This window comes from Pseudomonas sp. REP124, from assembly GCF_020164475.1.
GTDB lineage: Bacteria > Pseudomonadota > Gammaproteobacteria > Pseudomonadales > Pseudomonadaceae > Aquipseudomonas.
In genome coordinates this window covers 1-26486 of the sequence record NZ_JAIQWX010000090.1, presented here as the reverse complement: position 1 = coordinate 26486, position 26486 = coordinate 1, and the positions used below count along the sequence as shown (strand labels likewise).

The 26486-nt window shown below is 61.4% G+C and carries 22 protein-coding genes; 8 read left to right on the top strand and 14 right to left on the bottom strand.

Annotated elements, in window-relative coordinates; all coding sequences use genetic code 11:
- Nucleotides 1-7: 7 nt before the first annotated feature.
- Complete coding sequence (pmbA, locus tag K9857_RS20150; protein ID WP_224538628.1) at nt 8-1354, bottom strand: metalloprotease PmbA; 1347 nt, start codon at nt 1352-1354, stop codon at nt 8-10.
- A 108-nt stretch (nt 1355-1462) separates the two neighbouring features.
- On the opposite strand from pmbA, the gene yjgA reads away from it, so the two are divergent.
- Nucleotides 1463-1987 carry a ribosome biogenesis factor YjgA gene (yjgA, locus tag K9857_RS20145; protein WP_224538626.1) on the top strand — a complete coding sequence of 175 codons (525 nt, stop codon included), beginning with the start codon at nt 1463-1465 and terminating at the stop codon, nt 1985-1987.
- 48 nt (nt 1988-2035) lie between these two features.
- Here the strand turns inward: yjgA and tldD are convergent, their stop codons facing one another.
- The 8 genes from tldD to mreB form a co-directional block, all read right to left on the bottom strand.
- A complete protein-coding gene (tldD, locus tag K9857_RS20140; protein ID WP_224538624.1) occupies nt 2036-3478 on the bottom strand; it encodes a metalloprotease TldD in 1443 nt (480 codons plus the stop codon).
- A gap of 12 nt (nt 3479-3490) precedes the next feature.
- On the bottom strand, nt 3491-4345 hold the full coding sequence (locus K9857_RS20135; RefSeq protein ID WP_224538622.1) for a carbon-nitrogen hydrolase family protein: 855 nt from the start codon (nt 4343-4345) through the stop codon (nt 3491-3493).
- Nucleotides 4346-4520: 175 nt separating this feature from the next.
- Nucleotides 4521-8327, bottom strand: coding sequence for a YhdP family protein (locus K9857_RS20130; protein ID WP_224538620.1), 3807 nt, complete (start codon nt 8325-8327; stop codon nt 4521-4523).
- Between the two features lie 75 nt (nt 8328-8402).
- A complete protein-coding gene (rng, locus tag K9857_RS20125) occupies nt 8403-9860 on the bottom strand; it encodes a ribonuclease G (protein ID WP_224538618.1) in 1458 nt (485 codons plus the stop codon).
- 57 nt (nt 9861-9917) lie between these two features.
- A complete protein-coding gene (locus K9857_RS20120) occupies nt 9918-10514 on the bottom strand; it encodes a Maf family protein (protein WP_224538616.1) in 597 nt (198 codons plus the stop codon).
- Between the two features lie 44 nt (nt 10515-10558).
- Nucleotides 10559-11050: a rod shape-determining protein MreD gene (gene mreD, locus K9857_RS20115; RefSeq protein WP_175375923.1), complete on the bottom strand. Its 492-nt coding sequence runs from the start codon at nt 11048-11050 to the stop codon at nt 10559-10561.
- On the bottom strand, nt 11050-12183 hold the full coding sequence (mreC, locus tag K9857_RS20110; protein WP_224538630.1) for a rod shape-determining protein MreC: 1134 nt from the start codon (nt 12181-12183) through the stop codon (nt 11050-11052). Before mreC ends, mreD begins: the two co-directional genes overlap by 1 nt.
- A gap of 143 nt (nt 12184-12326) precedes the next feature.
- On the bottom strand, nt 12327-13364 hold the full coding sequence (gene mreB, locus K9857_RS20105) for a rod shape-determining protein MreB (RefSeq protein WP_002555108.1): 1038 nt from the start codon (nt 13362-13364) through the stop codon (nt 12327-12329).
- Between the two features lie 211 nt (nt 13365-13575).
- On the opposite strand from mreB, the gene gatC reads away from it, so the two are divergent.
- The 6 genes from gatC (at nt 13576) to K9857_RS20075 (ending at nt 18795) form a co-directional block, all read left to right on the top strand.
- On the top strand, nt 13576-13863 hold the full coding sequence (gene gatC, locus K9857_RS20100; RefSeq protein ID WP_085726363.1) for an Asp-tRNA(Asn)/Glu-tRNA(Gln) amidotransferase subunit GatC: 288 nt from the start codon (nt 13576-13578) through the stop codon (nt 13861-13863).
- A 16-nt stretch (nt 13864-13879) separates the two neighbouring features.
- On the top strand, nt 13880-15331 hold the full coding sequence (gatA, locus tag K9857_RS20095) for an Asp-tRNA(Asn)/Glu-tRNA(Gln) amidotransferase subunit GatA (protein WP_224538614.1): 1452 nt from the start codon (nt 13880-13882) through the stop codon (nt 15329-15331).
- Nucleotides 15332-15341: 10 nt separating this feature from the next.
- Nucleotides 15342-16787, top strand: a complete 1446-nt coding sequence (gene gatB, locus K9857_RS20090) for an Asp-tRNA(Asn)/Glu-tRNA(Gln) amidotransferase subunit GatB (protein ID WP_224538613.1) — start codon at nt 15342-15344, stop codon at nt 16785-16787.
- A 149-nt stretch (nt 16788-16936) separates the two neighbouring features.
- On the top strand, nt 16937-17308 hold the full coding sequence (locus K9857_RS20085; RefSeq protein ID WP_224538611.1) for a septal ring lytic transglycosylase RlpA family protein: 372 nt from the start codon (nt 16937-16939) through the stop codon (nt 17306-17308).
- A gap of 48 nt (nt 17309-17356) precedes the next feature.
- Nucleotides 17357-18418 carry a calcium/sodium antiporter gene (locus K9857_RS20080; protein WP_175376044.1) on the top strand — a complete coding sequence of 354 codons (1062 nt, stop codon included), beginning with the start codon at nt 17357-17359 and terminating at the stop codon, nt 18416-18418.
- Complete coding sequence (locus K9857_RS20075) at nt 18415-18795, top strand: carboxymuconolactone decarboxylase family protein (RefSeq protein WP_224538609.1); 381 nt, start codon at nt 18415-18417, stop codon at nt 18793-18795. Before K9857_RS20080 ends, K9857_RS20075 begins: the two co-directional genes overlap by 4 nt.
- A 118-nt stretch (nt 18796-18913) precedes the next feature.
- Here K9857_RS20075 and K9857_RS20070 read toward each other — a convergent pair whose 3' ends face one another.
- From K9857_RS20070 to kdgD, 5 genes are all read right to left on the bottom strand, one after another.
- On the bottom strand, nt 18914-19855 hold the full coding sequence (locus K9857_RS20070; RefSeq protein WP_224538607.1) for an AEC family transporter: 942 nt from the start codon (nt 19853-19855) through the stop codon (nt 18914-18916).
- A 175-nt stretch (nt 19856-20030) separates the two neighbouring features.
- Nucleotides 20031-21584 carry a galactarate dehydratase gene (garD, locus tag K9857_RS20065; RefSeq protein WP_224538605.1) on the bottom strand — a complete coding sequence of 518 codons (1554 nt, stop codon included), beginning with the start codon at nt 21582-21584 and terminating at the stop codon, nt 20031-20033.
- 11 nt (nt 21585-21595) lie between these two features.
- Complete coding sequence (locus K9857_RS20060) at nt 21596-22957, bottom strand: MFS transporter (RefSeq protein ID WP_224538603.1); 1362 nt, start codon at nt 22955-22957, stop codon at nt 21596-21598.
- A gap of 199 nt (nt 22958-23156) precedes the next feature.
- Nucleotides 23157-24602 (bottom strand): aldehyde dehydrogenase family protein, encoded by a 1446-nt coding sequence (locus K9857_RS20055; protein WP_224538602.1) that lies wholly within the window; start codon nt 24600-24602, stop codon nt 23157-23159.
- Nucleotides 24603-24677: 75 nt separating this feature from the next.
- The gene (gene kdgD, locus K9857_RS20050) at nt 24678-25589 is read right to left on the bottom strand and encodes a 5-dehydro-4-deoxyglucarate dehydratase (protein WP_224538600.1); all 912 of its coding nucleotides are present in this window, start codon (nt 25587-25589) and stop codon (nt 24678-24680) included.
- Between the two features lie 458 nt (nt 25590-26047).
- Between kdgD and K9857_RS20045 the strand changes: the two genes are divergently transcribed.
- Entirely contained in the window at nt 26048-26440 is a 393-nt protein-coding gene (locus K9857_RS20045) for a hypothetical protein (RefSeq protein ID WP_224538599.1), read from the top strand.
- The last annotated feature ends 46 nt before the right edge of the window (nt 26441-26486 follow it).

The following is a 26486-nucleotide window of genomic DNA, read 5'->3' as shown; positions in this document are numbered from 1 at the left end:
AGGAGGTTTAGCTGCCGGCGACCATCATCCGCTCGATCAGCACCGACCCTGTACGAATGTTGCTGCGCAGCTCCAGGTCATTCCCCACCGCTACGATCTGCTTGAACATGTCGCGCATGTTGCCGGCGATGGTCACTTCCTGCACCGCGAACTGGATTTCGCCGTTCTCGACCCAGTACCCCGCCGCACCGCGCGAGTAGTCGCCGGTGACCATGTTCAGCCCCTGTCCCATCAGCTCGGTCACCAGCAGGCCGCGACCCATGCGGCGAATCAATGCCGCCTGGTCTTCATCGCCATGGGTCACGAACAGGTTGTGTACGCCACCGGCGTTGGCGGTACTCGGCATGCCGAGTTTGCGACCGGAATAGGTCCCGAGGATGTAGGACACCAGCTCGCCATTTTCGACGAACGGCTTGGCGTAAGTGGCCAGGCCATCACCGTCGAACGCCGCACTGCCCAGGGCGCGCATCAGGTGTGGACGCTCGTCGAGAGTCAGCCATTCCGGGAACAGCTTCTGCCCCAGGGTGCCTTCGAGGAACGACGACTTGCGATAAAGACTGCCGCCGGAAATCGCCGACAGGAAACTGCCAAACAAACCACCGGCCAGTTCTGCGGAAAACAGCACTGGCACTTCGCAGGTCGGCACCGGACGCGCGCCCAGACGGCTCGCCGCCCGTTGCGCAGCACGCTGGCCGATGCTCACCGGGTCCGCCAGCAAATTGCCAATGCGGTTAACGTCATACCAGTAATCGCGCTGCATCTGGCCATCGGCCTCCGCGATCATCACGCAGCTGAGGCTGTGACGGGTCGAGGCGTAGCCGCCGATGAAGCCGTGGCTGTTGCCGTAGACGCGGCAACCCTGATGCGTGCTCAAGGTGGTGCCGTCGGCGTTCTTGATCCGCGCGTCGGCATCGAAGGCCGCGGCTTCGCAGAGCAAGGCTTTCTCGATGGCTTGTTCCGGGGTGATGTCCCAGGCGTGGAACAGGTCGAAATCATGAAGATCCCGAGCCATCAGCGCGGCGTCGGCCAGGCCCGAGGCGTCGTCTTCAGAGGTGTGTTTGGCGATGGCCAGAGCGGCGGCGACGGTTTCGCGAATGGCGTCAGGGCCGCTGGCCGAGGTGCTGGCCGAGCCCTTGCGCTGGCCGACATACAAGGTGATGCCGAAGCCCTGATCGCGGTTGAACTCGACGGTTTCGACCTCGCGCTGACGCACCGAAGTCGACAGCCCCTGCTCCAGGGACACCGCCACTTCACAGGCACTGGCACCCTGACGCTTGGCCTCAGCGATGATCTGCTCGACCTGTTCCTGCAGTGCCGGCAATGCTTGTGGGCCGACGCTTTCAACTGCACTCATGCTGTTCTCCACTCAAATTCTGCTTTCGGTAACGGTCATCGAGCGACCGGGCCGGACAAGCGGCCCCCGACTGGTTATCATGGCGGCGTTTCTTTGCGGACGGCCACCATGGTTGATTCTTACGACGACTCCCTCGATACGGGAGAAAAAAGCAAATCCCAGGTCAAACGCGAGCTGCATGCTCTGGTTGACCTTGGCGAGCGCCTCACGACGCTCAAGCCTGACCTGCTGGCAAAACTGCCCTTGACCGACGCCTTGCGCCGGGCCCTGGCCGATGCGCCCAAGCACACCGCGCACATCGCGCGTAAACGGCACCTTCAATTCATCGGCAAACTGATGCGCGATCAGGACACTGACGCCATTCTGGTTCTGCTCGATCAACTCGATGCCTCCACTCGCCAGTACAACGAGCGCTTCCATAACCTGGAACGCTGGCGCGATCGCCTGATTGCCGGTGATGACGCGGTTCTGGAAAAATTCGTAGTCGAATACCCGGACGCCGATCGCCAGCAGCTGCGCTCCCTGATTCGTCAGGCCCAGCACGAGGTTGCGCAAAACAAGCCTCCTGCTTCGAGCCGTAAAATCTTCAAGTACATCCGTGAGCTGGACGAGACTCAACGCGGTCTGCGTTAAATCTCGGACCGGGTTAATCGCCAGGCGATTCACCCGCAGCTCCTTCTCTCACGACCCCGTGCCACCCACGGTGATCGCATCAATCTTCAGCGTTGGCTGACCGACACCCACCGGCACCGACTGCCCATCCTTGCCACACGTGCCCACGCCACTGTCCAGCGACAGATCGTTGCCGACCATCGACACCTTGCTCATGGCTTCCGGACCGTTGCCGATCAGCGTCGCGCCCTTGACCGGCGCGGTAATCTTGCCGTCTTCGATCAGGTAGGCCTCGCTGGTGGAGAACACGAACTTGCCGCTGGTGATGTCCACCTGACCGCCGCCCAAATTGGCGCAGTAGATGCCCTTCTTCACCGAGGCGATGATTTCCGCCGGATCGCTTTCGCCACCGAGCATGTAGGTATTGGTCATGCGCGGCATCGGCAGGTGTGCATAGGACTCGCGACGGCCGTTACCGGTGCGGGCCACGCCCATCAGTCGCGCGTTGAGCTTGTCCTGCATATAGCCCTTGAGCACGCCGTTTTCGATCAGCGTGGTGCACTCGGTCGGGGTGCCTTCGTCGTCGACGCTCAGGGAACCGCGACGACCGGCCAGCGTGCCGTCATCGACGATGGTGCACAGCTTGGACGCAACCATTTCGCCCATGCGCCCGCTATAGGCCGAACTGCCCTTGCGGTTGAAGTCGCCTTCCAGGCCATGGCCGACCGCTTCGTGCAGCAGAACGCCCGACCAGCCGGAACCGAGGACCACCGGCAAGGTGCCGGCCGGCGCCGGAATGGCTTCCAGGTTGACCAGCGCCTGACGCAGCGCTTCGCGGGCATAGCCCATGGCGCGGTCTTCGGCGAGGAAATAGCGGTAATCGGTACGCCCGCCACCGCCGTGGCCACCACGTTCGCGACGGCCGTTCTGCTCGACGATCACGCTAACGTTGAAGCGCACCAGCGGCCGAACATCCGCCGCCAGACCGCCGTCGGTGGACGCCACCAGAATCCGCTCCCAGACGCCGGCCATGCTCACGGTGACTTGCTGGATACGCGGATCGAGTGCGCGTGTGGCGGCATCGATGCGCTTGAGCAGATCGACTTTCTCGGCGCGGGTCAGCACCTCCAGGGGATTGTCCGGTGCGTACAACTGCGCAACGTCCTGGGTGCTGAACGCCTGGACAGTGCCGTTCTGACCGGCACGGGAAATCGAGCGCGCCGCACGGGCCGCCGCGCCCAAGGCTTCGAGGGTGATTGCATTGCTGTAGGCGAAACCGGTTTTTTCGCCGGACTGCGCGCGTACGCCGACGCCCTGGTCAAGGTTGAAACTGCCTTCCTTGACGATGCCGTCTTCCAGCGCCCAGGACTCGGAGATCTGCCCCTGGAAATACAGGTCGGCGGCATCGATACCCGGGCCGGCCAGGTCGCCGAGTACGCCTTGCAGGCTTTCGATGGTTACGCCACCAGGCGCCAGGAGGTGTTCACTGACTGAGGACAACAACTCGCTCATATGCTTTACGCCTTAAATTCGTCGTTCTGATGCAGGTCGCTGGGCGCCCTGCGAGAAAAAGCGCCGGTGACTGGACACCGGCATCCGCGCCCGGATGGACGCCTGTTCACTGCTGTCGCGTTCGGCCAGCAGCACGGCCTCGCCTTGATCCTGTTGCGCCAGTACCCGACCCCAGGGATCGACGATCGCCGCATGGCCCCAGGTTTCCCGCGGCCCCGGATGCGTCCCGCCCTGCGCGGCTGCGAGCACGTAGCACTGAGTCTCGATGGCTCGCGCGCGAATCAGCACATCCCAGTGCGCGGCGCCGGTCACGGCGGTGAAGGCCGACGGTGCGGTGATGATTTCCGCACCGGCGGCACGCAATTCGCTGTAGAGCTCGGGGAAGCGCAAGTCGTAGCAGACCGTCAGGCCCACTCGTCCGACCGGCGTGTCCGCCACTACCACCCCACTGCCATAAGCATAGTCATCGGATTCGCGATAACGCCCGCGATTGTCGGCAACGTCCACGTCGAACAGGTGCAGCTTGTCGTAGCGCGCCACCGTTTCACCCTGCTCATCAACCAGCAACGAGCAGGCATGGGATTTGCCCTCCGGCTGATCCGCAGGCGGCAAAGGCAAAGTGCCGGCGACTATCCATAACTTGAGGTCACGTGCGGCCTGTTTCAACCAGGGCAGGATCGGACCTTCGCCCAGCGCTTCGGCGCGACCGACGTCGGCGACATCGCGACGGCCCATGGCGGCGAAGTTTTCCGGCAGCACCGCCAGCTTTGCGCCGCCGGCCGCAGCCTGCTCGAGCAGCTGTCGGGCCTGGGCCAGGTTGGCCAGCACATCGCTCTGGCTGACCATTTGAATCACGGCTAAAGACATGGCCTTTTCCTTGAGACGGGACCTGTAGGAGCGAGCATGCTCGCGATGGTCGTGAACGATAACGCTGGTAGCCTGATGCCCCGCGGTGCTTTGAAGTCCATCGCGAGCGTGCTCGCTCCTACAGGGGGCGGTGGCGTCAGGGCCATGCTACTCCATAGGTCCGGGGATCGGGTTTTCAAAAAGGCTTGTCGAAGGTGATTTTCGGATCTTTCCACGGCCCTTTGACCGTGTATTTCACGCTGGCGAAACGGGACACGCGGTCGCCGATCAATTTGTCGATCAGGAACAACGCGCCACCGACCGCCGGTGCACCGACAAGCAATGCGGCGATCGGCAGGTTGTTGGTGACCGGCAAGGTCACCAGCAGTTTCGCGTCGATCTGATCGGCCACCATGTTCAGGGTGCCGTTGAGTTCGAGGGTGCTGGATGGGCCGGTCACGCGAATCGGTTCACGGGTGACGTATACGCCGTTCGTCGCTACCAGCAGGCCTTTGACCCGGTCGTAGCTCAGGCCTTTGCCGAACAGATCGGAGAAGTCCAGGCGCAGGCGGCGGCCAATGGAGTTGAAGTTGAGCAGGCCAAACACCCGCAGGGCCTGGGCACTGCCTTCGACCTCGACGAACTGGCCTTCATGGAGCGAGGCATCGAGCGTGCCCGAGAACCGTTTGGTCGCCAGCCAGGCCGGGGAGCCTGGCCAGTTTCCATCGACATCCATGTGAAAATCCTTACTGGTGACGCTCGGCGCAAAACCCCAGCCCTTGAGGACATCGGCAAGATTGTTGCCACTGATCCGCCCCTTGTACCAACTGCTGCTGGCTCCCGGTGTGCCTTCCCAGCCGCCATTGCCCTGCAACGAAATGCCTTTGAGACCCAGGTTCAGCGAATTGAGGGCAATGCCCTTCGGCGTCGGACGCACTTTCAACGACCAGGCGCCCACGAGGTCGTTACCCTGGAACAACTGATTGATGGCGATATCCAGCGCGGGAATTTTGGTGGGATCCACCGACGCCAGCGGATCCGGGGAGTTCTCATCGGCCAGTACCGTCGGATCTGGCGCCGGCAGTCGCACGGTTTGCAGGTTGATCACGATCGGAGCGGCCTTCGCATCAGGAAGACTGGCATTACCCTTGACCTGCTGGCTGTCGAGTTGCAACGCCCAGGCCGACGGTTTACGGGTGAGCTGCACGGAAGCCTGATCCAGGGTGGTGCCCATCGCTGTGAGCTTGTCGACCTTGAAATCGGCACCGCTGAGTAACTGCTTGGCACTGCCGCCGGGATCGTTGCCGGCATATTTGCTGACCAGATCCTGCCAGGGGCCGACGTCCAGTTCCGACAGCACGCCATGGATACGCAAGCCTTTGGCGCCGGGCAGCACGGCCTCGCCGTTGCCCAGGAACAACTCGCCACGGCCATCGGCAAAGTTGCCGGTCGGCGCGGCGAAGGTGAAGTTGGCCAGTTCGCCGTAATTCACCCAATAGCGCCGCTCCGGACCTTGCAAGGTCATGCGGAAGGTCGTGTCACGTCCCGCATCCGCGGTCATGCCGAACGGTGCCGGCAGATCGACGGCAACGCCCTTGAGATTGGAATTGAGCATTAACTGGCTGTCGGCGCCGTCCAGGGTCAGTTGCAGTTGATAGGGGATCAGGCCGCTGACCGGCAGCGGCTGGGTGACGCTCAGCCAGTCGGTGAGTTTTTTCACTTCAACCTGACCCGAGGCAGTGACCCGGGTCTTGAGTTTTCCTGGACTGCCATCAGCGAAAATCTGCGCGCTCACCGGCTTGTCGAAGGCTCGAGCGGTGATGTTCTGCCCGCTCAGCCCCTTGTTGCTGTCGAAGCGGAAATCGCCTTTGAGCTGAGACAGCTCCAACGGAGGTTCAGGCAGTTTCAGGCGGGCCTTGGCGGTCTTGAAGTCGACCAGAATCTTCGGCTGCTCGCCCTTGGCCAGCGGAATATCCAGCTTCAGCTTGCCTTTCAGCTCACCCTCGCCTTCCCAGCCGGCGAAAGTTTCAGCGGTGCCGATTGGCGCTTCCTTGAGAATCTTCAGGCCATCGCCCAGTCCGCCGGAGAATCCGCCGTCGAGGAACAGGCGAACGGTCTGTCCGTCCGGCACATGAGGAATATTGACGTAGACGTCGCTGACCTGGGTATCGAGCAATTGCCCCTTGCTGGCCAGGACCCGCACGCCACTGTCTTCGACGAACACATCGCCGGTCACCTTGCTGACATGGGGCCAGCCGGGCTGGAACGCCAGCTCGGCGTCATGAACTTTGAAAAACAGGCTGATGCTGCGCGACTCGGGCGTCGCGTCATGATTCAACGATCCTTGGTACTGGAAGAAACCCTCGTCCACCGCGCCCTTGAGAATCGCCGTGCGCAACCATTCGTCCAGCGCCGGGCTCAGCACCGCCGGCAGGTACTTGGCGGTGTAGCGCCCATCACCGTCCACCATGCCGACCCGCAGGTCCATGTAATCTTCCTGGGTGTGATCGAAATGCAGACGAATCAGGAAGTCGCCGGCGATCTTGCCCTCCTCGCCCAGCACTTTCAGGTAGGGCGCAATCAGGGTGAAACCTTCCTTGTCGAGCTTCCAGGTCAGGCGCGCGTTGGCCTGCAGGTAGTTCCAGGGTTTGGCGAAAATCGGGTCCAGGTGCAGCATGAAATCCTTGGTATCCATGCGCAGTTCGCCATGGCCCAGGTCGCCGCTGATGCTGCCCGTCACGTTTCGGGCCGCCGGCGCGCCGTGATAGGCGTCGAAACCCACCTGTTCGAGGTTGGCGGCGAAGCTGAATTTGCTGTCGTCGGTGGCATTGGGCCGAATGTCGACCAGCACATTGCGCAACTCGCCCTGGACTTTCAGGCGCTCGACAACCGTGGCAAAGCCTTCCGGCAAAGGCGCCAGGGCGTTGAGTAAAGGAGTGAGCGGCGTCAGGTCCAGACGATCGGCCTGCAGGTGCCAGAGCTCTTCGCCCTTGTCGCTGGCGGCGGTCTGTTTGACTTGCAGACGGGATTCCCAGCGGGTTTTGCCAAGGCTCATCGCCAGGGAATCCAGGGTCACCAACATGCCTTCGTCGCTGCGCTGGAAATAGCCATTCAGCGCCAGGTTATCGATCTTGACCGGCTTGCGGTCGGCATAGGCGCCCTTGAGTTGCGGTGCGTTCAGGCGCACCGCTGCACTTTGCAGCAAGCCTTTGCCCCAGGTCGCCCAGAGCTCGCCGCCGGCCTTGATCTCGGAAAAATTCCATTGCTGACTGATGCGCTCGGGCACCCATTTCGACCAGTCGCTCTGTGGCAGGCTCAGGTAAACCTCGGCCTCGCCGTCCTTCCACTGACTGGCCCGGATGCGGGTGCGCAAGTTGATGGCCAATGGCTGGCCATCGGGCAGGGTCAGGCGGGCGTCGAGGCGCTGGCGAGAGGCACCGGTCTTCAGGTTCAGGCCAACGTAAGTCAGAGTCAGGGGCGATTCGCCCCACGGCTGCAAGGTGACCTGGCTGTCGAGGACCGACAGTTGCTGGATCATTTGCATGCGATTGAGCAGTTGTTCCGGATCGAGGGGCTTGTCGTCCTTGACGACCGGCAGACCTTCAAGCGCCCACTCGCCGTCATCGCCCTCCTTGAGACTGATCTTCAGGCCATTGAGCGCCAGATGAGCAATACGGATTTCGCGAGCCATCAGGCTGGCCCACAAGTCTGGTACTGCGCGCACATTTTCCAGATGCAGGGCATTGGCGCCCTCGCCCACCGTGACATCGTGAGCCGAGACAATCGGCGCGAAACCGCTCCAGGAGCCTTTCAACTCACCGATCTGCAGTGGCATGCCCAGGGCCTCGGTGGCCCGGGTTTCGACTTCGGTACGATACTCGGCCACCAGCGGCGCCAGTTCCCGGCCAAGACTGACGTACAGCGCCATCAACACCAAAACCAACGCGCACAGGCCCAGACCCCAACGGGTCAGTGCGGCCAGAATGCGTGTCAGACGCTCCATGTCAGTTGGCTCCCATGGCAAAAGTTTTGCAAAAAGCTGAGGCCAGCCGTGCAGGATAAGTGGTGACGCCGCGTATCAGAGCAGCACCACGTCGTATTGTTCCTGGGAATACATGGTTTCTACCTGAAACCGAATGGTGCGTCCGATGAAGCCTTCAAGTTCGGCAACGTTGCCCGACTCTTCGTCGAGCAGGCGGTCGACGACTTTCTGGTTCGCCAATACACGATAGCCTTCCGCCTGATAGGCGCGAGCTTCGCGCAGGATTTCGCGGAAAATTTCGTAGCAAATCGTCTCCGGTGTCTTCAGCTTGCCGCGCCCCTGACAGCTGGTGCACGGCTCGCAGAGGATCTGCTCGAGACTTTCGCGGGTGCGCTTGCGGGTCATCTGCACCAGTCCCAACTCGGTGATGCCGATGATGTTGGTCTTGGCGTGATCGCGCTCCAGCTGTTTCTCGAGGGTGCGCAGAACCTGGCGCTGGTGCTCTTCATCTTCCATGTCGATGAAGTCGATGATGATGATCCCGCCCAGGTTGCGCAGGCGCAGTTGGCGAGCGATGGCGGTGGCGGCCTCGAGGTTGGTCTTGAAAATGGTTTCTTCGAGATTGCGATGGCCGACGAACGCCCCGGTGTTGACGTCGATGGTGCTCATGGCTTCCGCCGGATCGACCACCAGGTAACCGCCGGACTTCAGCGGGACTTTACGCTCCAGGGCTTTCTGGATTTCATCTTCGACGCCGTACAGGTCGAAGATTGGCCGTTCGCCGGGGTAGTGTTCCAGACGATCGGCGATTTCCGGCATCAGTTCGGCGACGAACTGTGTGGTTTTCTGGAAGGTTTCCCGCGAGTCGATGCGAATTTTCTCGATCTTGGGGCTCACCAGATCGCGCAAGGTACGCAGTGCAAGGCCGAGATCTTCGTAGATCACGCTGGGCGCGCTGATGGTTTTGATCTGCTCGCTGATCTGGTCCCAAAGCCTGCGCAGGTAGCGGATGTCCATGAGGATTTCGTCGCCACCGGCACCTTCGGCCGCCGTACGCAGGATAAAACCGCCGGCCTCCTTGATACCTTCTTTGGCGACGCAATCGGTGACAACCTGCTTCAGGCGATCCCGCTCGGCTTCGTCTTCGATCTTCAGGGAAATGCCGACATGTGAGGTGCGCGGCATGTACACCAGATAACGCGACGGAATCGACAATTGGGTCGTCAGGCGCGCCCCCTTGGAGCCGATCGGATCTTTGGTGACCTGCACCACCAGGCTCTGGCCTTCATGTACCAGCGCGCCAATGCTCTCCACGGCCGGACCTTCGCGCAGGGAAATCTCCGAAGCGTGGATGAACGCCGCGCGATCCAGGCCGATATTGACAAAAGCCGCCTGCATCCCCGGCAAGACCCGAATGACTTTGCCTTTATAGATATTGCCGACGATCCCGCGTTTTTGCGTTCGTTCGACATGGACCTCTTGCAGCACACCGTTTTCGACCACCGCCACGCGTGATTCCATCGGCGTGATGTTGATCAGGATCTCTTCACTCATGGCAGGGTCTCGTTCAGGCATGTTCACGATAGTGGCCGCATCTGTTCAGCACGGCGCTCAGCGCGCGGCTGGGGTTTGCCAACAGGGTATGCCGAAATGGCCCAGCAGTTGCGCGGTTTCGCACAGCGGCAATCCAACCACCGCCGAGTAACTTCCATTGAGCGCGGCGACGAACACCGCGCCCAGGCCTTGAATTCCATAACCACCGGCCTTGTCCCGAGGCTCACCGCTGGCCCAGTAGGCGGCCGCCTCGTCACTGCCGATTTGCCGAAAAAGCACGTTGCTGGTGACGACCCGCGACTCGCAGCGGTCGCCATCGAGCACGGCAATGGCGGTCAGGACCTGGTGCTCTCGCCCGGACAATATCTTCAGCATGGCGCAAGCATCAGCTTCATCAACCGGTTTGCCGAGAATTTTGCCTTCGAGCACTACGGCGGTATCGGCGCCCAGCACGCAGAACGGCGCATCGGAGACCACGACATCGCGGCCGGCCGCAGCTTTGCCGCGCGCCAGACGCTCGACGTAGGCCGATGGCGATTCGTGGTTCAGAGGGGTTTCATCGATGTCCGCGCTGACGGCGGTGAACGGCACGCCGATCTGCGTGAGCAGTTCACGCCGACGTGGCGAGCCTGAGGCAAGGTAAAGCAGTTTCATCAAGACATCTCCCTTGTCGAGGTGCGGGCAAATGCCTGACCGAATCAGTTGATTTTGTAGCGGCGACGCAATCCACGCAAACCGAAGCTGATCCATGGCCAGAGCAAGGCGCTGACCAGCGCCGGCAATACCAGCGCCAGCGTCGGCTGACGGTTGCCGGTCAGGGCGCTCAGCCAGAGTTGAACAAGCTGGGCCAGACCGAAGATCACCAGGATCACCAGACTCTGCTGCCACATCGGGAACATCCGCATGCGTTGCTGCAGTGCCAGCACCAGGTAGGTGATAAGGGTCAGGATCAATGCGTTCTGGCCCAGCAACGTGCCGTACAGCACGTCTTCAGCCAAGCCCAGGCACCAGGCGGTAACCATGCCGATCTTCTGCGGCAGGGCCAGGGCCCAGAACGCCAGCAGCAGGCCAAGCCACAGCGGGCGGAGGATTTCCATGAATTGCGGCAACGGCGAAACGCTGAGCAGCATGCCGATGGCGAATGTCAGCCAGACGATCCAGCCGTTACGGGAGGCTTTGACACCGACCATTATTCTTCTCTCTCCGTGTTAGCCGGCGCAGAGACAGGCGGTTTGGCAACAGGCTTGGCAGGTTGCGTCGCCGCTGGCTTGGCTGGCGGCTTGGACGCAGCGGAATGGGTCGCGGCAGGTTTGGCCGGCGTGGTTGCCGGGGCCGTCGCGGGCGTCGCTGGAGTCGCTGGAGTCGCCGGAGCAGCAGGTGCCGCCGCGGCAGCCGGAACCAGCGCGGGCTTCGGCACGGTCGCCGGCATCATCGGACCACCACCTTGCGCATCCAGAGCTTCCTGAGCTTGCGCGGCGTCATTGGCGCGTTCTTCCGCGGTGCGGCTGTCGCTGAACACCAACAGCAGGTAACGGCTGCGGTTGAGCGCGGCAGTCGGTACGGCGCGGACGACGGCGAATGGCTGGCCGGTGTCGTGCAGCACTTCCTTGACCGTCGCTACCGGGTAACCCGCCGGGAAACGCTGACCCAGGCCGGAGCTGACCAGCAGATCGCCTTCCTTGATGTCGGCGGTATCCGCCACGTGACGCAGTTCGAGACGTTCCGGGTTGCCGGTGCCGCTGGCAATCGCCCGCAGGCCGTTGCGGTTGACCTGGACCGGAATGCTGTGGGTCGAGTCGGTCAGCAACAGGACACGGGAGGTATAAGGCATCAGCTCGACCACCTGCCCCATCAGGCCGCGGGCATCGAGCACCGGCTGGCCGAGGACCACACCATCACGCTCACCTTTGTTGATGATGATGCGATGGGTGAAGGGATTGGGGTCCATGCCGATCAATTCGGCCACTTCGACCTTTTCATTGACCAGGGCCGAGGAGTTGAGCAATTCGCGCAGGCGCACGTTCTGCTCGGTCAGGGAGGCAAGCTTTTGCATGCGCCCCTGCAACAGCAGGTTTTCGCTCTTGAGTTTTTCGTTTTCGGCGACGAGTTCGGTCCGGCTGCCAAACTGGCTGGCCACGCCTTCGAACAGCCGCTGCGGCAGGTCGGTGATCCAGTAGGACTGCATCAGCACCAGCGACATCTGGCTGCGCACCGGTTTGAGCAGCGTAAAGCGGGCATCGACCACCATCAGCGCGACCGATAGCACGACCAGCACCAACAAGCGCACGCCCAACGATGGACCCTTGGTGAAAAGCGGTTTAATAAGCCGCTCCTCCCAGGCAAATGTTCTCTTTATTCATACGGCTTCAAACCGGCCTGGATGAAAACTGACAGAAGATAAACGCGAACAGGCAGCACTGCAAAGTGCCGCCTGCGCGCTCAACAGCATAGAGGCAATCCGGCGACTTATTCGCTGGAGAGCAGATCCATGGTGTGTTTATCCATCATTTCCAATGCACGGCCACCGCCGCGAGCTACGCAGGTCAGCGGGTCTTCGGCGACGATCACCGGCAGACCGGTTTCCTGGGCCAGCAACTTGTCGAGGTCACGCAGCAAGGCGCCACCACCGGTCAGGACCAGACCACGCTCGGCGATATCGGAAGCCAGCTCCGGAGGCGATTGCTCCAGAGCGCTCTTCACGGCCTGAACGATGGTGGCCAGGGACTCTTGCAGAGCTTCCAGCACTTCGTTGGAGTTCAGGGTGAATGCGCGTGGAACGCCTTCGGCCAGATTACGGCCGCGAACGTCGACTTCACGGACTTCGCCGCCCGGGTAGGCAGTACCGATTTCCTGCTTGATGCGCTCGGCGGTGGATTCGCCGATCAGGCTGCCGTAGTTGCGACGCACGTAGGTGATGATCGCTTCGTCGAAGCGGTCGCCGCCGACGCGTACGGATTCGGCGTAAACCACACCGTTCAGGGAGATCAGGGCGATTTCGGTGGTACCACCACCGATGTCCACGACCATCGAACCACGGGCTTCTTCAACCGGCAGGCCGGCACCGATGGCAGCGGCCATTGGCTCTTCGATCAGGAATACTTCACGGGCACCGGCACCGAGGGCCGATTCACGGATGGCACGGCGCTCGACCTGGGTGGATTTGCATGGAACGCAGATCAACACGCGAGGGCTAGGCTGCAGGAAGCTGTTTTCATGAACCTTGTTGATGAAATATTGCAGCATCTTTTCGCAGACGCTGAAGTCGGCGATCACGCCGTCCTTCATCGGACGAATGGCAGCAATATTGCCTGGAGTACGGCCCAGCATGCGCTTGGCTTCGGTGCCGACAGCGACGACACTTTTCTGATTACCGTGTGTCCGAATGGCCACAACCGATGGCTCATTCAGAACGATACCGCGCTCGCGCACGTAAATAAGGGTGTTGGCAGTGCCCAGGTCAATGGAAAGATCGCTGGAAAACATGCCACGCAGTTTCTTGAACATGGGAAAGGGACCCTAGGCAACGCGTGGGTAAAAAAGTGCGGCAAACTCTAACAACGACAGGGATTTTGGGCAAGGCGCCAATATGTTAAATTGGCCGCTTTTCTGCGCACCAAGCCCCACAATCGCGGCCTTATGACCGTAGAAGTGCGGATGTGTTCCGACAAACTAACACACGGACGGTGTCCGTTTTGTTTTCCACTGGAGAACCCCAATGGCTCTAGAACGCTCCGACGTGGAAAAAATCGCTCATCTGGCCTGCCTTGGCCTTAATGAAGCCGATCTTCCGAACGTCACTTCGGCCCTCAACAGCATTCTCGGACTGGTCGACGAAATGCAGGCCGTCAATACCGATGGTATCGAACCGCTGGCCCACCCACTGGAAGCCAGCCAGCGCCTGCGTGCGGATGTCGTGACCGAGACCAATAATCGCGAGGCCTACCAGTCCATCGCACCAGCGGTCGAAAACGGCCTGTACCTGGTTCCGAAAGTCATCGACTAAAGGGAAAGAGCCTGCAATGCATCAATTGACTCTGGCCGAGATCGCCCGCGGTCTCGCCGACAAGAAGTTTTCCTCCGAAGAGCTGACCAAAGCCCTGCTGGCGCGCATCGCCCAGCTCGATCCTCAGCTCAACAGTTTCATCAGCCTCACCGAAGAGCTGGCCCTCAGTCAGGCGAAAGCCGCTGACGCGCGCCGGGCCAACGGTGAGAACGGCGCCCTGCTCGGCGCGCCGATCGCCCATAAAGACCTGTTCTGCACCCAGGGTATCCGCACCAGCTGCGGCTCGAAGATGCTCGACAACTTCAAGGCGCCCTACGACGCCACCGTGGTTGCCAAGCTGGCCGCTGCCGGGGCCGTGACCCTGGGCAAGACCAACATGGACGAATTCGCCATGGGCTCGGCCAACGAGTCGAGCTACTACGGCGCGGTGAAAAACCCGTGGAACCTGGAGCACGTACCGGGCGGTTCGTCCGGTGGCTCGGCCGCCGCGGTTGCCGCTCGTCTGCTGCCTGCCGCCACCGGCACCGACACCGGTGGCTCCATTCGTCAGCCCGCTGCGCTGACCAACCTCACCGGCCTGAAACCGACGTACGGTCGCGTTTCCCGTTGGGGCATGATCGCCTACGCCTCCAGTCTCGATCAGGGCGGCCCGCTGGCACGCACCGCCGAAGACTGCGCAATTTTGTTGCAAGGTATGGCCGGCTTCGATCCGAATGACTCCACCAGCATCGACGAGCCCGTGCCGGACTACAGCGCCAGCCTCAACGGCTCGCTGCAGGGCCTGCGCATTGGTGTACCGAAAGAGTACTTCAGTGCCGGTCTCGACCCGCGCATCGCCGAGCTGATCCACAACAGCGTCAAGGAGCTGGAAAAGCTCGGTGCCGTGGTCAAGGAAATCAGCCTGCCAAACATGCAGCACGCGATCCCTGCGTACTACGTGATCGCTCCGGCGGAAGCCTCCTCCAACCTGTCGCGTTTCGACGGCGTGCGCTTCGGTCATCGCTGCGAGAGCCCGGTCAATCTGGAAGACCTGTACAAGCGTTCCCGTGGCGAAGGCTTCGGCGCGGAAGTACAGCGTCGGATCATGGTCGGCGCCTACGCGCTGTCCGCCGGTTACTACGACGCCTATTACCTGAAGGCGCAGAAGATCCGTCGCCTGATCAAGAACGACTTCATGGCTGCCTTTAATGAAGTCGACATCATCCTCGGCCCAACCACGCCGAACCCGGCCTGGAAGCTCGGCGCCAAGAACAGCGACCCGGTCGCTGCGTACCTGGAAGACGTCTATACCATCACCGCCAACCTCGCGGGCCTGCCTGGCTTGTCCATGCCTGCCGGCTTCGTCGACGGTCTGCCGGTCGGCGTGCAGTTGCTCGCTCCGTATTTCCAGGAAGGCCGCCTGTTGAACGTTGCCCACCAGTATCAGTTGAACACTGACTGGCACACCCGCACCCCAACCGGCTTCTGAGGAGAAACACATGCAATGGGAAGTCGTGATCGGGCTGGAGATTCACACCCAGCTCACCACCCGATCGAAAATCTTTTCCGGTAGTTCCACCACCTTCGGCTCCGAGCCGAACACCCAGGCCAGTCTCATCGACCTGGGCATGCCGGGCGTGCTGCCGGTGCTGAACCAGGAAGCGGTGCGCATGGCGACGATGTTCGGCCTGGCGATCGACGCCGAGATTGGCCAGCACAACGTGTTCGCCCGCAAGAACTACTTCTACCCGGACTTGCCCAAGGGCTATCAGATCAGCCAGATGGAATTGCCGATCGTCGGCAAAGGCCACCTGGACATCGCCCTGGAAGACGGCACGGTCAAACGCGTCGGCATCACCCGCGCGCACCTGGAAGAAGACGCCGGCAAGAGTCTGCACGAGGAATTCGGCGGCGCCACCGGTATCGACCTGAACCGTGCCGGCACGCCGCTGCTGGAAATCGTTTCCGAGCCTGACATGCGCAGCGCCAAGGAAGCCGTGGCCTACGTCAAGGCGATCCACGCGCTGGTGCGTTACTTAGGGATCTGCGACGGCAACATGGCCGAAGGTTCGCTGCGTTGCGACTGCAACGTGTCGATCCGTCCGAAAGGCCAGGCCGAATTCGGCACCCGCTGCGAGATCAAGAACGTCAACTCGTTCCGTTTCATCGAGAAGGCGATCAACAGCGAAATCCAGCGTCAGATCGAACTGATCGAAGACGGTGGCAAGGTGATCCAGCAGACTCGCCTGTACGATCCGAACAAGGACGAAACCCGTCCGATGCGCAGTAAAGAGGAAGCCAACGACTACCGTTACTTCCCCGATCCGGACCTGCTGCCGGTGGTCATCGAAGATTCCTTCCTGGATGAAGTGCGCGCGACCCTGCCGGAATTGCCGCCGCAGAAACGCGAGCGTTTCCAGGCGCAATTCGGCCTGTCGGTGTACGACGCCAGCGTGCTGGCCACCAGCCGCGAGCAGGCGGACTACTTCGAGAAAGTCGCAAGCATCGGCGGCGACGCCAAGCTGGCGGCCAACTGGGTGATGGTGGAGTTGGGCAGCCTGCTCAACAAGCAAGGCCTGGACATCGAAGAGTCGCCGGTTTCGGCCGAACAGCTGGGCGGCATGCTGCTGCGCATCAAGGACAACACCATCTCCGGCAAGATCGCCAAGGTGGTGTTCGAAGCCATGGCCAACGGCGAAGGCAACGCTGACGAGATCATCGACAAGCGCGGCCTCAAGCAAGTGACCGACACCGGCGCCATCTCCGCCGTGCTGGACGAAATGCTCGCGGCCAACGCCGAGCAGGTCGAACAGTACCGCGCGGCAGACGAAGCCAAGCGTGGCAAGATGTTCGGCTTCTTCGTCGGCCAGGCCATGAAAGCCTCCAAAGGCAAGGCCAACCCGCAGCAAGTGAACGAATTGCTCAAAAGCAAGCTCGAAGGCTGATGACAGATGGGGCCAATCTTTAAGCTTGGCTCCATTCCCTGTGGGAGCGGGCTTGCTCGCGAAAGCGATCTGTCAGTCAACAGAGATGTTGAATGTGACACCGCTTTCGCGAGCAAGCCCGCTCCCACATTCGTATGTGGAAACCGTTTATGAAGCGTCTACTCGGCGCCTGCGCCCTGCTCTCGCTGCTTGCCGGTTGCGCGAGCACCGACACCATCGACCCGCATGGCTATGACAAGACCGGCATAGCGTCCTATTACGGCGCCAAACACCAAGGCAAACGCACCGCCAGCGGCGAGCGTTTCGACAAGAATTCCCTGACCGCCGCCCACCGCCAGTTGCCTTTCGGCACGCGGGTGAAGGTCACGAATCTGAGTAACGACAGATCCTGCGTGGTGCGCATCAACGATCGCGGACCTCACACCCGTGGCCGTCTGATCGACCTGTCCCACGAAGCCGCCGAACGCTTGGGCATGCTCAGAAGCGGCACCGCACGTGTTCGCGTGCAAGCCCTCGACTGACACGGAGCCCCGACCATTTTCGGACTAGCCGACATCCCCCTGATCAGCCTGATCGAATTGATCAGCGGTCTGGTGCTGCTGATCGCCGGCGCCGAACTGATGGTCCGCGCTGCCGTGCGTCTGGCCGCTCGCCTGCATGTCCGCCCGCTGATCATCGGCCTGACCATCGTCGCCCTCGGCAGCAGCGCACCGCAGATGGCGGTGAGTCTGCAAGCGACCCTGGCGCACAACGCCGACATCGCCGTCGGCAGCGTGATCGGCAGCAGTATTTTCAACATCCTCGTCACCCTCGGCCTGTCGGCGCTGATCATCCCGTTGCGGGTGTCGCGCCAACTGGTGCGCCTGGACATTCCCCTGATGATCGGCGCCAGCCTGCTGGTGTTCGTGCTGGCCTGGAACGAAGACCTGACCCGCACCGACGGCATGATTCTGCTGGCGGCATTGCTGCTGTACCTGGGCTTGCTGCTGCGTCAGTCGCGTCACTCGGTGCGCCCGGTATCGAGCCATGAGCAAAGCGGACCGGCACCTTGGATCAGCAGCCTGCTGATGATCGTCGCCGGCCTGGCGATGCTGGTGTACGCAGGGCACCTGTTGCTCGGGGCGGCCGTGTCGGTTGCCACCGACCTCGGGCTGTCGGAGCGAATCATTGGTCTGACCATCGTTGCCGTCAGCACCTCCCTGCCGGAACTCGCCACCTCGCTGATCGCCGCATTGCGCGGTGAGCGTGAGATCGCCGTGGGCAACGTGGTCGGCAGCAACCTGTTCAACCTGCTGGGTGTGCTGGGCGTGACGGCGTTGATCGCGCCAGCGCCGCTGTCGGTATCGCCCAACGCCCTGGATTTCGATCTGCCGGTGATGCTCGGCGTCACCGCGCTGTGCCTGCCGGTGTTCTATTCCGGTTACCGGGTGACCCGCGCCGAAGGCTTGCTGTTTCTAGGCTTGTACCTGGCTTACGGCCTGCACGTGGTGTCGTTCACCACCGGCATGCCGCTGGCGGGCAAGCTTGAGCACCTGATGCTGTTTTTCGTCCTGCCGGCGCTGGTGGCGTTCCTGCTGTTCACGTCGCTGCGCGCCTGGCGTCGCCAACACCACAAGAGGGAATTGCCATGACCGAGAACAAGAAATCCGGCGTTGAAGTGCGCCGCCAAGTGATGGGCGATGTCTTCGTCGACCGCGCGCTGGGCAATGCCACCGAATTCACCCAGCCGCTGCAGGATTTCGTCAACGAACACGCCTGGGGCGGCGTCTGGAACCGCGAAGGCCTGCCACTGAAAACCCGCAGCCTGATCACCCTCGCAGCCCTGACGGCACTCAAATGCCCGCAGGAATTGAAGGGGCACGTGCGCGGTGCGCTGAACAACGGATGCACGGTGGAAGAGATTCGCGAGGCGTTGCTGCATTGCGCGGTGTATGCCGGTGTGCCGGCGGCGATCGATGCTTTTCGGGCGGCGCAGGAAGTGATCGATACCTACCAGAAATCTGAGTGATCGATCTGACGCCTTCGCGGGCAAGCCTCGCTCCTACAGGTTTGGGATGTGACACACCGCCTTGTAGGAGCGAGGCTTGCCCGCGAAGAGGCCCGCAAAGACACCACAAATTCTGGACCTAAATCCACCCACCCCACTGCAACAAAAAGATCCCGATGTTGGTGGTCACCGCCGCCATCAACGTGGTGATCACGATAATCGCCGCCGCCAACTCATGGTTACCATCCGCCGCCCGCGCCATGACGAAACTGGCCGCCGCGGTCGGGCTGCCGAAGTACAGAAACAGAATCCCCAGTTCCGCCCCACGGAATCCCCACAACCAGGCGCCGAGCGTCGCCAGCACCGGCAGGCCGAGCATTTTCACCAGGCTCGAACTGAGCGCCATCTTGCCGCTCTTGCGCAATGCCGCCAGCGACAACGTACCGCCGATACAGATCAGCGCCAGGGGCAAGGTGGTTTGCGCCAGATACTGACCCGAAGTTTCCAGCCATCCCGGCAAACCGATCTTGAAATACGCGAACGGCGCTGCCGCGATCACGCTGATGATCAACGGGTTGCTGAACACGCTTTTGCAGATGCTCAACGGATCAGACTTGATCACCGGGCTGTATACCGCCAGGACGATGGTCGAGAGCGTGTTGTAGAACAGGATAACCAGTGCCGCGAGGATCGCGCCGAGGGAAATGCCGTAGTCGCCGTACATGCTCGCCGCCAGCGCCAGGCCGATCACCCCGTTGTTGCCGCGAAAAGCACCCTGGGTGTAGATCCCGCGGTCTTCGCGCGGGCACCTGAAAATCGCCCAACCCCAGGCAATGGCAAAGCACACCAGGGTCGCGACGGAGAAGTAGATCAGCAGCGCCGGCTGCAGCGCGGCATGCAGGTCGGCATGCAGGATGCCCAGAAACAGCAACGCCGGCATGGTGACGTTGAAAACCAGGGCCGACGCTGTGTGAATGAAATTGTCGTTGATCCAGTCGATGCGCTTGAGCAACACCCCCAGAAACAGCATGGCGAACACCGGAGCGGTGATGTTCAGGGTTTCGAGGAAGATTGCCAGCATGCCGGGGAGGACCTTGAGGTGGGTGTCGTTAGTGAGCTAATGATAAGCCACAGAGGACGTTGGCGTCTGGTAGAAAGCCTTCGCGAGCAAGCCCGCTCCCACATTAGACCGCGCTCGCCTGAAACACGCGGTCAACTGTGGGAGCGGGCTTGCTCGCGAAGCAGGCGATTCGGTCTCAGGTGATCGGCGCCGGATTGAACAAGGTAATGTCGTTATACAGCTTGTGCCGCTCGGCCCAGGTCTGCGCCTTGCCGCTGGCCACATCCAGGTAGTAGTGGAACAACTCCCAGCCAAGCTCCTCGATGGAAGCCCGACCGGTCGCAATACGCCCTGCGTCGATATCGATCAGATCCGGCCAGCGCTGGGCCAGCTCGGTACGGGTCGAAACCTTAACCACCGGGGCCATGGCCAGCCCGTAAGGCGTGCCGCGACCGGTAGTGAACACGTGCAGGTTCATCCCCGCCGCCAGCTGCAACGTCCCGCAGACAAAATCGCTGGCCGGGGTCGCGCAGAAGATCAGGCCTTTTTCCTTGAAGCGTTCGCCAGGGCCGAGCACCCCGGTGATCGCGCTGCTACCGGACTTGACGATCGATCCCAGCGATTTCTCGACAATGTTCGACAGCCCGCCCTTCTTGTTGCCCGGCGTGGTGTTGGCGCTGCGATCCGCTTCGCCCTTGGCCAGGTAACGGTCGTACCAGTCCATTTCCCGCACCAGTTCCTGGGCGACGCTTTCGGTTTTCGCCCGGGACGTCAGCAGGTAGATCGCGTCACGCACTTCGGTCACTTCGGAAAACATCACCGTCGCGCCCGCACGCAACAACAGGTCCGAGGCATAGCCAAGGGCCGGGTTGGCAGTGATGCCGGAAAACGCATCGCTGCCGCCGCACTGCATGCCCAGGATCAGCTCGGACGCCGGCACGGTTTCCCGACGGCGTTGATCGAGCTTCTTCAGACGGGTTTCCGCCAACTCCATGATCTGCTCGATCATTTCGGTGAAACCGTGGCTGGAGTCCTGCAGGCGGTACAGCCATGGCTCGCTCAAGTCCACCGAGGCATCGTCATCGTGCATCACCTGCCCGGCCTGCAATTTCTCGCAGCCCAGGCTGATCACCAGCGCCTCGCCACCCAGATTCGGGTTGCGCGCCAGGTTGCGCACGGTGCGAATCGGAATGTAGGCGTCGGTGGCGGTGATCGCCACGCCACAGCCGTAGCTGTGGGTCAGCGCCACCACGTCATCGACGTGCGGATACTTGGGCAGCAGCTCGTCCTTGATGCGCTTGACCGCGTGATCCAGCACACCGGTCACGCACTGCACGGTGGTGGTGATGCCGAGAATGTTACGCGTGCCGACAGTGCCGTCGGCGTTGCGATAACCCTCGAAGGTGAAGCCTTCCAGCGGTGCCTGCGCGTCCGGCACCTCGGTGGACAGCGGCAGGCTGTCCAGCGGTGGCGCGGTCGGCATACGCAGTTGATCTTCCTTGACCCAGCTGCCGCGTGGAATCGGCTGCAACGCGTAACCAATGACCTGGCCGTAACGAATCACCTGGCCGCCCTCGGGAATGTCTTCCAGAGTGACCTTGTGGCTCTGTGGCACGAAGTCCACGGTGACCAATCCATCGGCAAACGCAGTACCGGCCGGTACGCCCTGATCGTTGACCACGATCACTACATTGTCCCGCTCGTGCAGGCGGATGTAGCGCGGCGAGTCGGAATGTTCAATCAACTGCATGACGCCGCTCCTCAGGAATGCGCTTGAGACAATTTGTTGTTGGTTTCAGGGCCGCTCACCGGTGGCTCTTTGAGCACCACACGCTTGATCGGACCTACGATGACCAGATAGCTGAACACCGCAACCAGTGCGTTGCAACCAACGAATACCAGCGCCCACTTGAACGAACCGGTGGAGCTGATGATGTAACCGATGACGATCGGGGTGGTGATCGACGCCAGGTTGCCGAAGGTGTTGAACAGGCCACCGCTAAGACCGGCGATCTGTTTAGGCGAAGTGTCGGACACCACAGCCCAGCCCAGTGCGCCCACGCCTTTGCCGAAGAATGCCAGGGCCATGAAGCCGACCACCATCCATTCGATGTCCACGTAGTTGCACGCCACGATGCTGCTCGATACCAGCAGGCCGGCGATGATCGGTGCCTTGCGGGCGAAGGTCAGGGAATGGCCCTTGCGCAGCAGGTAATCGGAAATCACCCCGCCGAGCACACCACCGATGAAGCCGCAGATGGCCGGCAAGGACGCGATGAAACCCGCCTTGAGGATGGTCATGCCACGTTCCTGCACCAGGTACACCGGGAACCAGGTCAGGAAGAAGTAGGTGATGCCGTTGATGCAGTACTGGCCCAGGTACACGCCGAGCATCATGCGGTTGGTCAGCAGTTGGCGGATGTAGTCCCACTTCGGACCATCGGCCTTCTTGCCCTTCTGGTCCATGTCGACCATACCGCCGTTCTCGGAGATGTGCTTGAACTCGGCATCGTTGATCCGTGGGTGTTCACGCGGGCTGTAGATCACTTTCAGCCAGACCAGCGAGAAGATGATGCCCAGGATGCCCATGACGATGAACACGTGCTCCCAACCGAAGGAGTACACGATCCAGCCCATCAGCGGGGCGAACAGCACGGTGGCGAAGTATTGCGCCGAGTTGAAGATCGCCGAGGCCGTACCGCGTTCAGCGGTCGGGAACCAGGCGGCTACGATGCGGGCGTTACCCGGGAAGGATGGCGCTTCGGCCAGGCCCACCAGGAAGCGCAGCATGAACAGCGCAACCACTGCCGTGGACATGCCGAATTCACCGACGAAGCCTTGCAGCACGGTGAACAGCGACCAGGTGAAGATGCTCAGTGCGTAGATTTTTTTCGAGCCGAAACGGTCCAGCAGCCAGCCACCGGGAATTTGCCCGGCCACATAGGCCCAACCGAATGCGGAGAAGATGTAGCCAAGGGTGACCGCGTCGATGCCGAGGTCTTTTTGCAGGCTGGAGCCGGCGATGGCGATAGTCGCCCGGTCAGCGTAGTTGATCGTGGTCACCAAAAACAGCATGAGCAGGATCAGGTAGCGGACGTGAGTCGGCTTTTGGGTCGATTGCATGTGGATGTACTCCCACTGATTATTTTTATGCGGGTAATAACGATGTCGTTGTGCCCTGTGTGGGAGCGAGCCTGCTCGCGATGGAGGACAACGATGACGCGGGGTATCAGGCTGATCGCCGCGTCTTCAAAACCATCGCGAGCAAGCTCGCTCCTACAGGTTTGCGGTATCCATGACAATACCGCGGGTGTTGCGTGAATCAGGAACCGATGTAGCTGGTTTTAACCACGGTGTAGAACTCTTGCGCATAGCGACCCTGCTCGCGCGAACCGTACGACGAACCTTTACGCCCACCGAACGGAACGTGGTAATCCACGCCGGCGGTCGGCAGGTTGACCATCACCATCCCGGCCTGGGAGTGGCGCTTGAAGTGGTTGGCGTACTTCAGGGACGTGGTGGCGATGCCCGCCGACAGACCGAATTCGGTGTCGTTGGCCATGGCCAGGGCAGCTTCGTAATCGGCCACGCGAACAACGTTGGCCACCGGGCCAAAGATCTCTTCGCGGCTGATGCGCATCGACGCTTCGCTGTCGGCAAACAGCGTTGGCGCGAGGAAATAGCCCTCGGTGTCGCAGGTCACCAGGCCACCGCCACTCACCAGGCGCGCGCCTTCGGACTGGCCGATGTCGATGTACTTCATGTCCTGTTCAAGCTGAGCTTGCGAAACCACCGGACCGATATCGGTGCCGGCTTTGAGTGCGTGGCCGACCTTGATCGACTTCATGCGCTCGGCCATGGCTTCGACGAACTTGTCGTGAATCCCGGCGGTGACGATCAGACGGCTCGAAGCGGTGCAACGCTGGCCGGTGGAGTAGAACGCGCTCTGCACCGACAGCTCGACCGCTTGCTTGAGGTCGGCGTCGTCGAGAATGATCTGCGGGTTCTTGCCGCCCATTTCCAGCTGGACCTTGGCCTGACGCGAAACACAGCTGACTGCGATCTGACGACCCACGCCCACGGAACCGGTGAAGCTGATGCCGTCGACTTTCGGGCTGTTGACCAGCGCTTCGCCAACCACTCGACCGCTGCCCATCACCAGGTTGAACACGCCGGCCGGGAAGCCTGCGCGGGAGATGATTTCCGCCAGCGCCCAGGCACAGCCTGGTACCAGATCCGCCGGCTTGAGCACGACGCAGTTGCCGTAGGCCAGGGCCGGGGCGATCTTCCACGACGGAATGGCAATCGGGAAGTTCCACGGAGTGATCAGACCGACCACGCCCAGCGCTTCACGGGTGACTTCCACATTGACGCCCGGACGAACCGACGGCACGTAGTCGCCGGACAGACGCAGGCACTCACCGGCGAAGAACTTGAAGATGTTACCGGCGCGGGTCACTTCACCGATGGCTTCAGGCAGGGTCTTGCCCTCTTCCCGGGCCAGCAGGGTGCCGAGTTCGTCGCGACGGGCGAGGATTTCAGTACCGACTTTGTCCAGTGCATCGTGACGCGCCTGGATACCGGAAGTGGACCACGCCGGGAACGCGGCACGGGCGGCGTCGATGGCGGCGTTGACCTGGGTCAGGTCAGCCTTGGCGTAGTCGCCGATGTTGTCGCTCAGTTCCGACGGGTTGATGTTGGCCGAGTAATCGGCACCGGCAACCCATTCGCCGTTGATGTAGTTGTCGTAACGTTTTGCATTTGTCACGGGACTGCCCTCGAAACAAAAAGGTCTCACGCAAAAGGCCGCTGAATACTCAGCGGCCTCGTTTAATCGCTTGTGTTACTGGGCGCCCTGCTTGTCCATGAGCGCGGCGAGCATTTCGTACTCTTCGCCGGTCAGGTCGGTCAGCGGGGTGCGCACTGGACCTGCGTCGTAGCCGGCAATTTTTGCCCCGGCCTTGACGATGCTCACCGCGTAACCGGCTTTGCGGTTACGGATGTCCAGGTACGGCAGGAAGAAGTCGTCGATGATCTTGGCAACGGCGCCGTGATCGTCGCGAGCGATGGCGTGGTAGAAGTCCATCGCGGTTTTCGGCAGGAAGTTGAACACCGCCGAGGAGTAGACCGGTACGCCCAGCGCCTTGTAGGCCGCAGCGTAGACTTCAGCGGTCGGCAAGCCGCCCAGGTAGCTGAAGCGATCGCCCAGACGACGACGGATCGACACCATCAGTTCGATGTCACCCAGACCATCCTTGTAACCGATCAGGTTCGGGCAACGCTCGGCCAGACGCTCCAGCAGTGGAGCGGTCAGGCGGCAGACGTTACGGTTGTAGACCACCACGCCGATGTTGACCGATTTGCACACGGCTTCAACGTGGGCGGCAACGCCGTCCTGGCTGGCTTCGGTCAGGTAGTGCGGCAGCAGCAACAGCCCCTTGGCGCCCAGACGCTCGGCTTCCTGAGCGTATTCGATGGCCTGACGGGTCGAACCGCCTACACCGGCCAGGATTGGCACGCTGGTGGCGCAGGTGTCGACGGCGGTCTTGATGATTTCCGAGTATTCGCTGGCTGCCAGGGAGAAGAACTCACCGGTGCCGCCGGCGGCGAACAGAGCCGAGGCGCCGTACGGAGCCAGCCACTCCAGACGCTTGATGTAGCCAGCGCGGTTGAAATCGCCCTGGGCATTGAAATCGGTGACCGGGAAAGACAGCAGACCGGAAGAGAGGATGGACTTAAGTTCTTGTGGATTCATTGTTCGAACACCCTGGATTGCGACGTTGTGGGTTAAGACCGTTCAGCCCGACGCTGAAGTTGTAGGTCATCGTACAACTTAAAATACAACCGTCAACTGCATTTCATCGCTGTTGGGCGAAATTGTTCGACAGGATGGATAGAGAGCCCGCGTTTAAAGGGTTTCGAGCCGGCGAATAAATTTGATCGCCTGAAGATAGGATGTCGGAAGAGATGAGATTTCTGTAGGAGCGAGCATGCTCGCGATGGTCGTCAACGATGACGCGGGCGTCCTGACACCCCAAGGTGAATGTGGCTCCATCGCGAGCATGCTCGCTCCTACAGGCACTGGGTGCCGCTTGTCGGGACTGTTATTTCTAACAGTTACCGGGAGCGCCTCGGCGGCGGATAAGGGTCTCGTGAAGCCAAGTGCCGGCTTCCGCTGTACACCTCATGGCCTCAACAGAAGGAGCTTTCATCATGGCCAATCCAGTGCCAGCGCTGAATGTCAAAGTCACCGGTTCGCCTGCCCAGACGGAGATCAAACTTGCCAAATTTCCCGGTCCGCTGCGCATCTCGATCCCCAAATCCGCCGAGGTTTTCAACGACGGAGTTGTTTATGCAACGCTGGGTGACGACCCGGAAAATCCCGACCTGAAAGGCGACTCAATTCCCGCCGGCGCATGGGAAGAAGGGCAACCACCGAAAGAACCGGACGAAGGTGAATACGTGCGCACCGAAAATCTGGTGGTCGAGCTTTCCGCAGCACAACTGAAGAAGTTTGCCGGTCAGACGGTGCGAATGTATTACGCGGCGGAAGCCACGTCTGGGCTGATCATAGGTTCAGAGCCAGTCTCTCTGAAGATCAGCTGAATCAACCCGAGACCCCAATCGCGAGCAGGCTCGCTCCCACAGAGAA

Excerpts from the sequence above, each read along its gene's own strand:
- K9857_RS20120 (WP_224538616.1), bottom strand. The coding sequence starts at position 10,514 with ATGAAACTGCTTTACCTTGCCTCAGGCTCGCCACGTCGGCGTGAACTG.
- pmbA (WP_224538628.1), bottom strand. The coding sequence starts at position 1,354 with ATGAGTGCAGTTGAAAGCGTCGGCCCACAAGCATTGCCGGCACTGCAG.
- K9857_RS20045 (WP_224538599.1), top strand. The coding sequence starts at position 26,048 with ATGGCCAATCCAGTGCCAGCGCTGAATGTCAAAGTCACCGGTTCGCCT.
- K9857_RS20075 (WP_224538609.1), top strand. The coding sequence starts at position 18,415 with ATGACCGAGAACAAGAAATCCGGCGTTGAAGTGCGCCGCCAAGTGATG.
- K9857_RS20085 (WP_224538611.1), top strand. The coding sequence starts at position 16,937 with ATGAAGCGTCTACTCGGCGCCTGCGCCCTGCTCTCGCTGCTTGCCGGT.
- K9857_RS20070 (WP_224538607.1), bottom strand. The coding sequence starts at position 19,855 with ATGCTGGCAATCTTCCTCGAAACCCTGAACATCACCGCTCCGGTGTTC.
- K9857_RS20060 (WP_224538603.1), bottom strand. The coding sequence starts at position 22,957 with ATGCAATCGACCCAAAAGCCGACTCACGTCCGCTACCTGATCCTGCTC.
- mreD (WP_175375923.1), bottom strand. The coding sequence starts at position 11,050 with ATGGTCGGTGTCAAAGCCTCCCGTAACGGCTGGATCGTCTGGCTGACA.
- kdgD (WP_224538600.1), bottom strand. The coding sequence starts at position 25,589 with ATGAATCCACAAGAACTTAAGTCCATCCTCTCTTCCGGTCTGCTGTCT.
- tldD (WP_224538624.1), bottom strand. The coding sequence starts at position 3,478 with ATGAGCGAGTTGTTGTCCTCAGTCAGTGAACACCTCCTGGCGCCTGGT.
- gatB (WP_224538613.1), top strand. The coding sequence starts at position 15,342 with ATGCAATGGGAAGTCGTGATCGGGCTGGAGATTCACACCCAGCTCACC.
- yjgA (WP_224538626.1), top strand. The coding sequence starts at position 1,463 with ATGGTTGATTCTTACGACGACTCCCTCGATACGGGAGAAAAAAGCAAA.
- garD (WP_224538605.1), bottom strand. The coding sequence starts at position 21,584 with ATGCAGTTGATTGAACATTCCGACTCGCCGCGCTACATCCGCCTGCAC.
- K9857_RS20130 (WP_224538620.1), bottom strand. The coding sequence starts at position 8,327 with ATGGAGCGTCTGACACGCATTCTGGCCGCACTGACCCGTTGGGGTCTG.
- K9857_RS20135 (WP_224538622.1), bottom strand. The coding sequence starts at position 4,345 with ATGTCTTTAGCCGTGATTCAAATGGTCAGCCAGAGCGATGTGCTGGCC.
- gatA (WP_224538614.1), top strand. The coding sequence starts at position 13,880 with ATGCATCAATTGACTCTGGCCGAGATCGCCCGCGGTCTCGCCGACAAG.
- mreB (WP_002555108.1), bottom strand. The coding sequence starts at position 13,364 with ATGTTCAAGAAACTGCGTGGCATGTTTTCCAGCGATCTTTCCATTGAC.
- rng (WP_224538618.1), bottom strand. The coding sequence starts at position 9,860 with ATGAGTGAAGAGATCCTGATCAACATCACGCCGATGGAATCACGCGTG.
- gatC (WP_085726363.1), top strand. The coding sequence starts at position 13,576 with ATGGCTCTAGAACGCTCCGACGTGGAAAAAATCGCTCATCTGGCCTGC.